The sequence below is a fragment of the uncultured Sneathiella sp. genome (assembly GCF_963976355.1).
Taxonomy (GTDB): Bacteria; Pseudomonadota; Alphaproteobacteria; order Sneathiellales; family Sneathiellaceae; genus Sneathiella.
The window spans coordinates 246575-259797 of the sequence record NZ_CAXBKA010000005.1 but is presented as its reverse complement, the minus strand read 5'-3'; the positions used below and the strand labels follow the sequence as shown (position 1 = coordinate 259797).

The following is a 13223-nucleotide window of genomic DNA, read 5'->3' as shown; positions in this document are numbered from 1 at the left end:
TTATGCCTCATTCAAAAGATCAAGCGGATAAATCGGTCGGCGAACTTTTTCGTACTGCAAGAGATTATTATCGGATGTTGTCACGCCCTTACCATCGAGCGTCAGGGTCGCTTTGCCAATCGGCGCAAAGCCCGCACGATAATGAATCCGGCTTTTCAGAATAAGATAGCGTTTGTATTCCGGCTGGATCCCGACCGATGTGAAGACGCCCGTATCCCATGGCTCGTGATGGTTGGAGACAATGACAATCTCCATATTTCCGGTATCGAGAACCGCCGTCGGGCCCATAAACACCTTGACGCCGGTATACATGGGACCACGGACAATCCATTCACCGTTCGTCAGGGTCTTTACCGTCCCCGTCAGGGTGAGCGGCTCCCCCGCCTCGCCGATGGAGGGCATATCGGTCTTGCCCCCAAGCTTTAGCGTTATTTCATTGCCGATGCCGGCCTTTTGCATCTCCTGAACCGCAGCCGGGTCCCAGACGGCGGCAACGGCCACATCTTCAAGTCCCTGCCGCAGGACTTCCTCAATTACGGTCATTACATCCTGCGTCGCACCCGAACCGCAATTGTCGGCATGATCCAGCAAGAGGATCGGTCCGTCCGTCATGGTTTTGGCTTTTGCCACCTGCTCTTCAAGCGGGGTATGCCTGTAAACGAAATCCTCTTTCAATTCCCAGGCTCTGGCAAGAATACGATCCCGTATTTCATCCGCCTTTGCCTTATCACCATCCGTCACCACAATCACCGAGTTTCCCGCGTCCCGCATATCGGCGAGGGCAAACCCCCCGAAAGCGGTCGCTGCCAATACGCCGGGCTCCTTCTCGGCTTCCCGGCACATCCTGATGAGAGTAGCCATGGGCTCGTCATCCGTTCCCTGACACAAAGTCTGGCTTAACAGGTGTGTATTGCCCCAGGACATCACCGGATTTACTTTACCGGCCATGGAGTCCAGCAGAACCCGGCCAATCTGCGACCCTACCTCATACATATCCACATGCGGGTAAGTCTTATAGCCAATCAGGGCGGTACAGTTATTCATGATCTTGTCTGTAAGATTGCAATGCAGGTCGAGGGTAACCGCTATCGGCAGGTTCGGGTCAATCTCGCGTATCTTCTCAAGCAGTGTTCCCTCGCCATCGTCGGTATGCTCGGCCACCATTGCGCCATGCAGATCCAGCATCGCCGCATCGACACCGCTGCGCACAGCCTCCAGTATAGGTTCTGCCATGCGGCTATAGGCATCTTCCGTCACCGGGCCGGACGGCATGGCTTCCGCTGCAACGGGAGTGACAATTTCCGCTCCGGCTTCACGGGCCAGCGCGACATATGCCCCAAACGGCATCGCCGTTCCCTCATAGGCTTTTAGGGCGTCCTCACCCAGATAAGCCCCCCAGTCCTGAAATCTTTTCCAATCAGCAATGATGGGCGAAAATGTATTGGTTTCATGTTTCATCATCGCAATGAGAATGCGCATCGGACGATCCTTTTCCCGTTATTATCAAGGGTTGTTTGCAGGCAAACAAGTTTATCATCTTGATATGGGCGCACAACAAAAAACCCGGCACAAGGCCGGGTTTTCGTTTCACGGCTTTTTTACCGTCTTAATTTCTATTGCCGAGCAGGCTCAGCATAAACATGAACAGGTTTAGGAAGTTGAGGTACATGGAAACAGCGCCCATGATAGCACCCTTCTCCATCACTTCCTGACTGTGACCATGATAGTATTCTGACTTGATCCGCTGCGTATCGAAAGCTGTCAGGCCGGTGAAAATCAAGACACCGATCACGGAAACCACGAAATGCAGCATGGAAGAAGCAAGGAAGATATTCACCACAGACGCGATGATAATTCCGATCAACCCCATGAAAAGGAAGCTACCCATGCCCGTCAGATCACGTTTCGTCACATAGCCATAGAGGCTGGCTGCACCGAAAGTCGCGGACGTGATAAAGAAGACGCGGACAACACTCTCGGCGGTGTATACCTGAAAGATATAGGAAATGGAAACACCGAACGTTGCCACCATGATCCAGTAAAGAATTTTTGTCGTACTGGCACTTGTCCGCATCATCGCAAACAGCAGGCCGAGCGGCGCAAGCATTACAACCCATTGCAGGGGTGTACCAAACACCGCGTTATATAGCGCTGGCGTCGAAGCCGTCAGCGCTGCGGTAATACCGCTGAGCGCGAGGCCGGACGCCATATAGTTGTAGACCTTCAGCATATAGCTGCGCAGGCCTTCATCAAGAACGGCCTGATCATGTGCGCCGGTTCTTGCAGTATTAAAGTTTGAAAAGTCTGATGCCATCTATAGTTCCTCTGAAGGATTTTATTTCTAGATTGATATTGTAGTTTCTTCGTTATTTTTCAAGGGAAATCGACGTTAAAAAAAGATAACGAGAGTAAAATTCCCTGATAGCAAACAATAACAATAAAGCGGGCCGGTTAATAGCCGTTTAAATTCCATAAAAAGTGACGTGCATTATTTTGCCTCTGTTTTTCCTTCAACTGGTCTAATTCACGGCATTATGCCGCCACAATGAAAGACCAGATTAACTTCCAGAGCGACACGGAATGGTTCTGAAAATCGGTCCGGATGATCGTTCAAAGACAAGCATCGGAAATCCTTTGTTTGTCTGTCTAACAACTAAAATGGAGCTTTAATCATGAAAAAATTTCTTATTTCGACTGCTGCCGTTACAGTTCTTGCCGCAGCGCCGGCTTTGGCAGCTGCCCCTGACTTCCAGTCAATCGACACAGACGGCAATGGCGCAGTTTCGTTTGAAGAGCTCGTTGTTGTAATGCCTGACACAAGCAAGGACCAGTTCGCATCTGCGGATCTTGACCAGAACGGCGAACTGTCCAAGGAAGAATATGACGAAGCTGTGAAGGGATAACCTTCACAACGACGGCAGGATTACTCCTTCCCACAAAAGGCTCTCAGAGGATGCTTCGGCTCCCTCTGGGGGTCTTTTTATGCCTAGTCAGATCGGAGGGCAGGCGCAACTTTTTCCCCCAAGGCACGCCATGAGCCCAACAGGCCAAACAGCAAGGTTACCAGAACGCTTATCAGGATCGTTGCGATAATTGTAAACGGCAGGTTGATCCATTTGGCTTCCAGAATTTCCGTGATGATCATATAGGCGGCAGACCAGCCTGTCGCCGCCGCAATGACGGACGTCACCAAGCCGAGCAATGCATACTCGAGCAGGAACGTCACGAAAATATCCTTGCGGGTCGCCCCGAGTACTTTCAGGATCACCGCATCATAGACCCGCTTTCTGTGCCCTGCCGCAAACGCGCCCGCCAGCACAAGAACGCCGGTGACCAGTGTAATGGAAGAGATGGCAGAGACTGCGGACGACAACTGCTCCAGTATTCGGCTTACTGTCTGCAACGCCTCCTTCATCCGGATGACCGAGATATTGGCGAAATTATCCGTAACAGCCCGAAAGAGATTGTCTTCGGCCTCTCCATTAGCCCGTGCTGTGGCCAGATGAGAATGGGGGGCGCCCTGCAAGCTGTGATGATCGAACACCAGCACAAAGTTGATTGCCATAGTAGTCCAGTCGATTTCCCGGAAATTAGCAATCTTCGCCGTAATTTCCCGTCCCATGACATTGACAGTCAGTTCATCTCCGATCGCGAGGTTCATCCCTTCGGCAATCTCGCGGTCTATGCTGACCAGAGGTGGGCCGGTGTAATCTTCAGGCCACCAGCTTCCCTCAACGACCATGGCGCCATCGGGCGGGGTTGCGGAATAGGTGATGCCACGGTCCCCGCGAAGCGCCCATCGGGCCTCTGGTGCAACTTCCACTTTATCCGCCGGGACACCGGCAACATTCGTTATCCGACCTCGCATATTCGGAACCTGCGTAACATCGCTTACATTTTCAACTGCTTCCGCTGTAGTGATAAAATCATCAAGCTGGTTGGACTGAATATCGATAAAAAAGAACGCTGGCGCTTTTTCAGGCAGCTGTTCCTGCACCTGCCGAGTCAGGTTTCCTTCGATCAAGGCGACAGTAACGAATAATGTGAGCCCAAGCCCCATAGAGAGAATGACGCTGTTTGTGGCCGCTCCCGGCCGGTATAGATTAGCAACAGCAAGTCGCAATGACGGAATTTTCGGACGCGGCGTCTTTCGCGCGAGATACTGCACCCCATAGCCCACAAGGATAAGCACGGCAAATATTCCGATTATCGATCCGACGAACATGAAGGCAAACCAGATTTCCTCGCTGGTCAGAACCGCAAGCGCCACGAGAACGGAAAAGCAGAAACCGAGCGCCACCAGATAAACCGGTCGTGGCCGTCGATGTGATGACACCACATCCCGAAACAGGGCAGCGGCCGGTGTTTCGCGCGCCCGCGCCAGAGGCCATATTGTAAACAGGGTAGCTGTCAGAAGGCCGTAGGCTGTAGCCAGCAGCAACGGCCCGGCTTTAATGGTAATCTCCGGTGGGACCGGCAGACTACTCGCCAGAAACTGTGCGGCGAAAACCGATCCGCCAACGCCAATAGCAAGGCCGATAAGGGATCCTCCAATAGCGAGGAACAGCACCTGAAGATAATGAACCCTGAAAATAAAGCTACTGCTCGCACCCAGACATTTCAGCGTGGCAATCGTCTCGATCTTTCCATCCAGATAGGCGCGAACGGCATTTCCTACGCCCACACCGCCAACAACCAGCGCCGTAAGCCCGACCAATGTCAGGAAGAGTGCAACACGATCAACAAACCGTTTGATCCCCGGCGCACCGTTAGACGCGTCCCGTATCCGCCATCCGGCGTCCGGAAAGGCGGTTTTTGCATTCTCATAAAATTCTGGGACGGTAGTGGAAGGATTGAGGGCAATGCGGTAGTGATATCTGATCAGGCTGCCTGGCTGTATGAGGCCGGTTTCCTGAAGGGCGGCGGTGGAGACAATCGTCCGTGGACCCAGCGCCATACCCTGCGCCGCCTTGTCCGGTTCTGTCAGGATGATCCCGCGCACCTCTATGTTGATCTCGCCAAGGCGAATCTGGCTGCCAAGGGAGAGATCAAGCCGTTCACCCAGGCTTCGCTCTACCAAAGCGCCGTAAACACCATTCTTCTTTGCCAGCAATTCCGCTGTGGTTTCAGTTCCCGATTCAGGGGAAAGCGTCAGAGCGCCGAATAATGGATAGGCATCATCAATCGCCTTGAGTTCGGAAAGTGTCCGTTTACCGCCGTCGATGGCCCGGACCATGGCCCGTAAGGTTTGCACTTCGGCAACCCGTCCTTGCTCTCCTATCCAGCGCCGCTCATCTTCCTCCGCGGCTCGATGCGTCAGGCGGATATCAATATCTCCGCCCAAAATGACCTGACCATTTGCCTTCAGACCGGCAGTAATGGAGCTGGAAAGCGTTCCCACCCCTGCAATCGCCGCAACGCCAAGAATGAGGCAGGCGAGAAAAATGCGAAAGCCCTTCAAACTCCCGCGCAGGTCACGCCGGGCAAGTTTCATCGCAAGTGAAATTGATTCAGGATTTTTAGATTTACTCACCAGCCAGAGCCTCTTCCCGCGAGGTCGTCGCCGACACAACACGTCCGTCTTCAAGGCGTATCTGATGATTGCATTTCTGTGCCAGCGCATCATCATGGGTGATGAGGATCATCGTTGTTCCCTCCTGCTCATGCAGGCGAAACATCAGATCGATGATGATTTCCCCGGTTCTTCCGTCAAGATTTCCCGTGGGCTCATCCGCAAGCAGGATTTTAGGGTTGGTGGACAATGCTCGTGCGAGCGCGACACGCTGTTGCTCGCCGCCGGAAAGCTGTGCCGGATAGTGCGTCGCCCGATCCGCCAGTCCAACGGCCTTCAACCGGGCTTCAGCCAACGAGAAGGCCTCACTCTCGCCTGCAAGTTCTAAAGGAATGGCCACATTCTCAAGCGCCGTCATCGTCGGAATCAGGTGGAAGGACTGAAAAACAATTCCGATGTTTTCACGCCGGAACCGCGCCAACGCATCCTCCCCCATCTCTTCCAGCCTTTTACCAATGATACATACCGACCCTGATGTCGGAACCTCAAGACCCGCCATAATCGACATTAAAGTGGACTTGCCTGATCCGGACGGACCGACGATTCCAACCGTTTCCCCTTGCTGTACAGTCAAGTCTACACCACGTAGGATATTGACGGGGCCGGCATCCGACTTAAGTGTGAGATGTATATCTTGTAGGCTGATGATTGATTCTTGAGGCAAGGCGGTTCCTATGCAAAAAGCGTCTGGACGTAAGACTTGGATATGGCAGGTTTAGGATGAAATTCAATATTGTAGCGCTGTTTTTTGCGGCTTTTTGCCTTGTTTCCACAGCACAATCTGAAGAAACGCGGCGAATTGTTGCAATTGGGGACAGTTTGACGGCGGGCTATGGGCTCCCGACCGGAGAGGATTTCGTCACACAGCTTGAAATTGCCCTGCAGGCCGAGGGATATGATGTCGAGATCGAAAATGCGGGTGTCTCAGGCGACACGTCGGCGGGAGGTCTGCAACGACTGGACTGGGCGATCGGAAACGGAGCGGATTTCGTTATTCTGGAACTCGGCGCCAATGATGCACTAAGAGGAATCGACCCTGAGGAAACCCGCAAAAACCTGAGCCAAATTATCGAGGTTATACAGGAGAAAGGCATTCCCATCCTTCTCGCGGGAATGCGTGCGCCGCCCAGCATGGGGTCAGAATATACCGAAGCATTCGACGGGATATTTCCAGAACTTGCCAGCGAATATAAAACCGGTTATTACCCTTTTTTCCTGGAAGGCGTCGCAGCGGATCCGACATTGAACCAGGACGACTATATTCATCCAAACGCCGAGGGCGTGAAAGTTATTGTAAGCAACATGCTGCCATATGTGACGGCATTTATTGATAAAAAAGACTAATTTAACTTCGCTGCAAAAAAGGACAGTTTTATGCGTCTCTTTGTTGCCATCGATCTTCCTCCTGAAATCAAGGCAAGCATCGGATATCTGCGCGGAGGCATTCCGGATGCGCGGTGGATCGCAGCGGAGAATTTCCACGTCACACTTGCGTTCATCGGTGAGGTGCAGAGCCCGATGATGATGGATATTTCCCTGGCATTGGGACGGATCAGATATCCCGCGTTTGACCTTGATATCGAAGGTGTCGGTGTTTTTGGCAGCAACAAACGCCCGCGCATTCTCTGGGCCGGCGTGCGTCCCACATCGGCTATCAATCTGCTGCATCAGAAAATCGTTACGGCCATTGAATCGGTCGGCGCCCAGGTGGATGACCGCCGGTTCCGCCCGCATATCACACTCGCGCGCGTTCATAACTCACCTTATGAAAAAGTAAGACATTTCCTGACTGACCATGCCCTTTTCCGAACGAATACAATCGGTGTCGAGAGCTTCACGCTGTTCTCAAGTCACCTCGCCTCTTCCGGCGCAATATATCATGAAGAAGTCAGCTTTGACTTGCTGTCGCCGGTCCCGTCATAAACACATCATAGCGGGTTGATTTGCCGATTATCTGATGGGAGGGCGCCCTCAACCCTTCGAGGGATGAACCGCGGCGCGGCCATTTCAGGACAACGCGCTTTTTGGTCACAGAGAGAGCAATCTCAATCAACTCCAGACTGTCCGGATCCGATCCGACAAGTGCCCGAAGCTGCCTCATTTCATTTTTTACAAGCGCCGATTTATCCCGTGGCGGATGCATGGGATCAATCAACACAGTTTCCGGCTGCAACTTCGGCAGCAGCTTTCGAGCATCGCCTTTCACCAGAGTCATCCGCGCAATGATCTCTGCATGATCGTCACTCTCTTTCGCCGCCCGGCGCATTGCTGTGTCCAGAAGCCCCTGCACTGTCTCATTTCGCTCAATCATCGTCACGTTCGCACCGAGAGCGGCCAGAAGAAAGGCATCGCGTCCGAGACCTGCTGTTGCATCCACGATCGATGGTGTCACTCCGGAGCGGAAACCCAAGGCTTTTGGCAGAGACTGTCGCCTCCCCCCGCCAAAACGACGACGGTAATCCACCGCACCCGTTATAAAATCAATGTTAAGAGGGTTTTCCGTCATTTACAGAGCGTTCTCAAAAGCCAAGATTTTCCCGCCACCATGTCGGCAAAGCAAAAGCCGCCTTATGCAATTCCGTATTATAATGACGTCCCGTCCATGTTTCGACAGGCTTGGAATAGTCATGGCCGTCATAGCTATAGAGGAAGAAGCCGAACTCCGCCGCAGGATAAAGCTGCACGATAGAACGATATCCGGCGACATGAGGTAGCAGCTTCTCCCGCTGCATGATGGAAACCAGGTTCTGGTCTTTGTCACCGCACAGTTCCTGCAGAAAATAGGCCCGGTCTTTGCCAACAAAAATACTGTCGCTGTCCAGCACCACGCCGTCCGGCTTGATGCATTTCGCAAAATCTTCGCAAAAGCTCTGGGTGAACACACTGGAAGACGGACCAACCGGTTCACTGAGATCCAGGATAATCAAATCAAACATATCGCCCTTGCGTCGGGCGTCGCGCATGTACTGAGCGGCGTCGCCGATGATCAGTTCAACACGCGGGTCGGAGTAGTCGCCGTTGATCCCAAGATATTCTTTCGAGACTTCGATGACCCGTTCATCAATTTCGACCATGACCACACGGGTGACGAATTCATGTCGTAGGGCCTCACGCAAGATTCCGCCATCTCCGCCCCCGACAATCAGCACGTCCGCTTTTTCTCGCTTGCGCCCCAGCAGCGGCACATGCACCGCCATCTCGTGATACATGAATTCATCCGCATGGGAGGCCTGCACCAGGTCATCCAGAGTCAGGACACGTCCGAAAACATCATGTTCGAACACTTCAATTTTCTGGAACGGACTTTGCTCGGAATGCAGCAATTTCATGTCCAGTGCATGAGTGAAGGCGACTCCCTCGGTTTCCTCATGCCACCAGTTTCGGCTCAATTCACTCGTCTTTGTCATTGGGTTGATGCTCCCCTACTGGACATTCGCAGGTCATATAACGATAGTTATCTAGGGTCATAACCTTAGAGCGGGAGAATATCCATGACTGATAGATTAAGCGCGGAAGAAATTGTGTCTGCGTTGCGCAATCTCGACGGATGGGAAGCAATGCAGGAACGCGAAGCCATTCAGAAAACCTTCAAGTTCAAAAGTTTTAACAAGGCTTTCGCGTTTATGACCCGGGTGGCGCTTAAAGCCGAGAAAATGGATCACCACCCGGAATGGTTCAATGTCTATAACCGTGTCGATGTCACTCTTGCCACTCATGACGTCGATGGGTTGAGCCACAAGGATATCGAGCTTGCCGGCTTTATGAACAAAATTTCCGCTTAAGTCTATTTCGGAGCCATGCGAATGGCGCCATCGAGTCTGATAACCTCACCGTTCAGCATCTGATTCTCCACGATCTGCCGCGCAAGTGCGGCATACTCCTCGGGTTTACCCAGACGGCTCGGGAATGGCACGCTGGCGCCCAGCGCCGCCTGAACATCATCCGGAAGGCTTTTCAGGAGAGGAGTCTCGAACAAACCAGGCGCAATCGTCACGATCCGGACTCCAACGGATGCCAAATCCCGCGCAATCGGCAGCGTCATGCCGACAATCCCACCCTTGGAGGCAGAATAGGCCGCCTGTCCAATCTGACCGTCATAGGCCGCAACAGACGCCGTATTAATGCAGATGCCCCGCTCCCCGCTCTCCATAGGATCCATTTCCGCCATATCCGCCGCAGCACGGCGAATGCAGTTGAACGTTCCGACAAGATTAACTGCGATAACCTGCTCGAACTTGTCCAAAGGATGCATGCCTTTGCTGGAAACTGTCTTGGCTGCCGGGCCGATACCGGCGCAATTCACGAGAATGCGCGCCGGTCCATGTTCTGCACGTGCTTTCTCAAAAGCAGCCTCAACCGAACTATCATCGGCCACATTGGTTGTGCAGGCAATCCCTCCTATTTCGGCGGCCGCTTTTTCTGCAAGTTCCGTGTTCATGTCCAGAATGGCAACTTTGGCGCCTGCTGCAGCCAGCATTTTTGCTGTCGCGTTGCCGAGGCCGGACGCCCCGCCTGTTACGATGGCCGATTTACCCGAAATATCCATATTTTTATCTCCATTTCTTATGAGGACGAGTTTGATTTTCTGGCCTCTGCTTATACTGGTAATTGATAAATGTGAAGCGTCTCCTTCTTGCAATACTACCGGTGCAGATACATATTTGTGCTATGACGAAGGAAAATGACGAAGATATATCTGCCTTTGATGAGGCCAAGCTTCAAAGCGATAAGCATGTTGTCATGCGTGAGTTTGCACATAAGCTTCGAAAAAATATCGGCAGGATTCCTTTTTCAGAAGACGTAACCGCCAGCTTTTATTGCGCCGTCGATGGCAAAAGTCCGGCGTTCGTAAAAGCGGTCCTCTTTGGTGCCCTCGCCTATTTCATCATGCCCGCTGATGTCATTCCCGATTTCCTGGCCGGCGTCGGCTTTACCGACGATGCCAGTGTCCTCATGGCGGCAATGGGGACCGTCCAAAAATATATTAATGACGAACATCGGGAGAAAGCGCGCGCATTCCTGGAAAAAGAGCCGGTAGCGACCGATTAACCACCAGTGACCCTGCGTTTTCCACACTGCAGAATAGCTTTTTTAAATTTGTGCAGCACAGCAATTTATTGTTATAAAGCTGCGACAATCCCCGGAGCACGAGCTTACTGAATAAGGATTTTAGAATGAGCGACAGGAAAATATACGCAGACGCCAAGACCGCGTTGGAGGGAATATTAAAGGATGATATGACATTGATGTCAGGCGGATTCGGCCTTTGCGGCATTCCAGAAACGCTGATCGAAGCTGTAAAAGACTCCGGCGTAAAGGGCCTGACAGTGATTTCCAACAACGCGGGCGTCGATGGCATCGGCCTTGGAGTCCTTTTGGAAAGCAAGCAGATATCAACGATGGTCTCGTCTTATGTCGGGGAGAACAAAATGTTCGCCGAGCAATATCTGAACGGTGATCTGGAAGTCGTTTTCACTCCTCAGGGAACCTTGTCTGAACAGATCCGTGCTGGCGGCGCAGGCATCCCGGCCTTCTTCACCAAGACCGGCGTAGGGACCTTAGTCGCCGAAGGGAAAGAGGTTCGTAATTTCGATGGTGAGGACTATGTGATGGAGATGGGCCTGACCGCCGACGTCGCGCTTGTCCATGCCTATATGGCAGATAAGGAAGGTAACTTGGTCTTCCGTAAGACGGCGCGCAACTTCAACCCCATGATGGCGACGGCGGGCAAAATTACGGTCGTGGAAGTCGAGCATTTGGTTGAACCTGGCGAAATCGATCCGGATCATATCGTCGTACCGGGTGTCTATGTGCAACGTATCGTGCATGTGCCGAACCCTGTAAAACACATTGAACAACGCACAACCCGCCCCCGCAATTAATCCGCCTGACCGAGATAGAGGATAATAAAATGGCTTGGACCAGAGAACAGATGGCGCAACGCGCCGCACAGGAACTTGAAGACGGCTTCTACGTTAATCTCGGGATCGGTATCCCGACACTTGTCTCGAATTATATTCCTGAAGGAATGGAAATTCAGCTCCAGAGCGAGAATGGCATGCTTGGCATGGGCCCCTTTCCATACGAAGGCGAGGAAGATGCAGATCTGATTAACGCAGGCAAGCAGACCGTTACAGAATTACCGACGACGAGTTATTTCTCCAATGCAGACAGCTTTGCGATGATCCGCGGCGGACACATCAACCTCTCCATTCTTGGCGCCATGCAGGTTGCAGAAAATGCCGATCTTGCCAACTGGATGATCCCCGGCAAGATGGTCAAGGGTATGGGGGGCGCCATGGATCTTGTCGCTGGCGTCAAGAAAGTGATCGTCGTTATGGAGCATACGGCCAAGGGAACACCGAAGCTGCTTAAAACCTGTAATCTGCCCTTGACCGGGCAAGGTGTCGTCGACATGGTTATTACAGATATGGCTGTCTTCACGTTTGACAAACAAGGCGAAGAGACCACCATGAAGCTGATTGAATTGGCGGATGGTGTCACTCTGGAAGACGTGGAGGCAGCGACAGAGGCTGAATTTGTCGTCGCTTTATAGATGATGAGTTCGTCTAGCTTCACGGAAACGACCCATCGGAGACGATGGGCTTTTTCTTGCCGGTCACGGCTTCCTGCAGAACGATATAAAGATTGAGTCTTCGGCCTTATCTTGTGGGACCAGAGCGGGTTTCTGCAGCAGTCTGTGCTAAAATCTCTTTCTCCTTTTCACGGGCCTGCGCCGCGCTGACCCTTGATTCCCTGATGGCAATATAAATGGACGAGGCAAAAATGACGGCGGCACCGACATATGTCAGAAAGTCTGGTTCCTGCATGAAGAAAATAAATCCGATCAGTGCAGAAAAAATAAGGCGGAAGAAATCGAACGGCATAACCACGGACGCATCCGCGAGTGAGTAGGCTTTGGTAAATGCCAGATGCCCTATTGTTGCCAGGAAGCCAATGAACAGGATGATCAGTAGTTGTTCCACTGTCGGTGTCTCCCAGACGAAAAGCGCTGGAATAAGCGACATTGGCAAGATCAGAAGCTGGTTCAATGCAACCATTGCCGTCGTGCTCTCTGTTCGGGACAAGAGTTTTACCATGATCATTGAAGACGCCATGGTAATTGCGGAAAAAACCGCAGAATAGGCGCCAATACTGAGCTCCGTAAATCCGGGCCGCAATATAATCATCGCGCCGAGGAAGCCGACAACCATGGCCGTTCCACGGCGAATACCCACAATCTCTTTGAGGAAAATAATTGCCAGAATGGTGCCAAAGATAGGCGCAGTAAAATTCAGCGCCACGGCATCCGCGAGCGGCAAGACACTCACCGCATAGAACCAGCTCAGCATGGAGGCGAACCCAAATAGGCTGCGCAGACCAAATGCACCCATACGTTCCGTCTTGAGCGCGCCAAATCCAACCCGCGCAAACCACGGCAGAAAAAACATCAACCCGGCAACATTACGCAAAAACACGACTTGAAAAATCGGCATTCCGGTATCTGCCACATACCGAATTTCACCTGCCATAACCGACAGCACAAAACAGGCAAAGAGCATCAGGCCTACGGCCCTAAGCACTGGCGATTTTTGCAGTATGGTTTTGAACGGGAGTCGAAAAGCGGCCATTCTAATCAGAATAAATAGTT

General features: G+C 52.3%; 15 protein-coding genes. 7 read left to right on the top strand and 8 right to left on the bottom strand.

Going from position 1 to position 13223, the window contains the following annotated elements; genetic code table 11:
* A complete protein-coding gene (locus tag AAC599_RS13465; protein WP_340150921.1) occupies positions 1-1479 on the bottom strand; it encodes a M81 family metallopeptidase in 1479 nt (492 codons plus the stop codon).
* A 127-nt stretch (positions 1480-1606) separates the two neighbouring features.
* Positions 1607-2314, bottom strand: coding sequence for a Bax inhibitor-1/YccA family protein (locus AAC599_RS13460; protein ID WP_340150920.1), 708 nt, complete (start codon positions 2312-2314; stop codon positions 1607-1609).
* A 358-nt stretch (positions 2315-2672) separates the two neighbouring features.
* Here AAC599_RS13460 and AAC599_RS13455 point away from each other — a divergent pair, with 358 nt between their 5' ends.
* The gene (locus AAC599_RS13455; RefSeq protein WP_293962375.1) at positions 2673-2903 is read left to right on the top strand and encodes an EF-hand domain-containing protein; all 231 of its coding nucleotides are present in this window, start codon (positions 2673-2675) and stop codon (positions 2901-2903) included.
* Between the two features lie 83 nt (positions 2904-2986).
* Here the strand turns inward: AAC599_RS13455 and AAC599_RS13450 are convergent, their stop codons facing one another.
* Both AAC599_RS13450 and AAC599_RS13445 read right to left on the bottom strand, forming a co-directional pair.
* On the bottom strand, positions 2987-5533 hold the full coding sequence (locus AAC599_RS13450) for an FtsX-like permease family protein (protein ID WP_340150919.1): 2547 nt from the start codon (positions 5531-5533) through the stop codon (positions 2987-2989).
* Positions 5526-6236, bottom strand: a complete 711-nt coding sequence (locus AAC599_RS13445) for an ABC transporter ATP-binding protein (RefSeq protein ID WP_340150918.1) — start codon at positions 6234-6236, stop codon at positions 5526-5528. Before AAC599_RS13445 ends, AAC599_RS13450 begins: the two co-directional genes overlap by 8 nt.
* Before the next feature lie 56 nt (positions 6237-6292).
* Between AAC599_RS13445 and AAC599_RS13440 the strand changes: the two genes are divergently transcribed.
* Together AAC599_RS13440 and thpR are read left to right on the top strand one after the other, a co-directional pair.
* The gene (locus AAC599_RS13440; protein ID WP_340150917.1) at positions 6293-6916 is read left to right on the top strand and encodes an arylesterase; all 624 of its coding nucleotides are present in this window, start codon (positions 6293-6295) and stop codon (positions 6914-6916) included.
* Between the two features lie 30 nt (positions 6917-6946).
* Positions 6947-7495, top strand: a complete 549-nt coding sequence (gene thpR / locus AAC599_RS13435) for an RNA 2',3'-cyclic phosphodiesterase (protein WP_340150916.1) — start codon at positions 6947-6949, stop codon at positions 7493-7495.
* On the opposite strand, the gene AAC599_RS13430 is transcribed toward thpR, so the two are convergent.
* Together AAC599_RS13430 and AAC599_RS13425 are read right to left on the bottom strand one after the other, a co-directional pair.
* Positions 7461-8078 (bottom strand): class I SAM-dependent methyltransferase, encoded by a 618-nt coding sequence (locus AAC599_RS13430; protein WP_340150915.1) that lies wholly within the window; start codon positions 8076-8078, stop codon positions 7461-7463. The two genes, thpR and AAC599_RS13430, sit on opposite strands and share 35 nt — an antisense overlap.
* A 13-nt stretch (positions 8079-8091) precedes the next feature.
* Complete coding sequence (locus AAC599_RS13425; RefSeq protein WP_340150914.1) at positions 8092-8979, bottom strand: hypothetical protein; 888 nt, start codon at positions 8977-8979, stop codon at positions 8092-8094.
* A gap of 84 nt (positions 8980-9063) precedes the next feature.
* On the opposite strand from AAC599_RS13425, the gene AAC599_RS13420 reads away from it, so the two are divergent.
* Entirely contained in the window at positions 9064-9354 is a 291-nt protein-coding gene (locus tag AAC599_RS13420) for a 4a-hydroxytetrahydrobiopterin dehydratase (protein ID WP_340150913.1), read from the top strand.
* A gap of 2 nt (positions 9355-9356) precedes the next feature.
* Here the strand turns inward: AAC599_RS13420 and AAC599_RS13415 are convergent, their stop codons facing one another.
* On the bottom strand, positions 9357-10118 hold the full coding sequence (locus tag AAC599_RS13415; protein WP_340150912.1) for a 3-hydroxyacyl-CoA dehydrogenase: 762 nt from the start codon (positions 10116-10118) through the stop codon (positions 9357-9359).
* A 122-nt stretch (positions 10119-10240) separates the two neighbouring features.
* On the opposite strand from AAC599_RS13415, the gene AAC599_RS13410 reads away from it, so the two are divergent.
* The 3 genes from AAC599_RS13410 (at position 10241) to AAC599_RS13400 (ending at position 12128) form a co-directional block, all read left to right on the top strand.
* Positions 10241-10621 (top strand): YkvA family protein, encoded by a 381-nt coding sequence (locus AAC599_RS13410; RefSeq protein WP_340150911.1) that lies wholly within the window; start codon positions 10241-10243, stop codon positions 10619-10621.
* Between the two features lie 125 nt (positions 10622-10746).
* Positions 10747-11454, top strand: coding sequence for a CoA transferase subunit A (locus AAC599_RS13405; RefSeq protein WP_340150910.1), 708 nt, complete (start codon positions 10747-10749; stop codon positions 11452-11454).
* A gap of 29 nt (positions 11455-11483) precedes the next feature.
* Positions 11484-12128 (top strand): CoA transferase subunit B, encoded by a 645-nt coding sequence (locus tag AAC599_RS13400; protein WP_340150909.1) that lies wholly within the window; start codon positions 11484-11486, stop codon positions 12126-12128.
* Positions 12129-12234: 106 nt separating this feature from the next.
* Here AAC599_RS13400 and AAC599_RS13395 read toward each other — a convergent pair whose 3' ends face one another.
* Complete coding sequence (locus tag AAC599_RS13395; protein ID WP_340151012.1) at positions 12235-13134, bottom strand: DMT family transporter; 900 nt, start codon at positions 13132-13134, stop codon at positions 12235-12237.
* Positions 13135-13223: the final 89 nt, after the last annotated feature.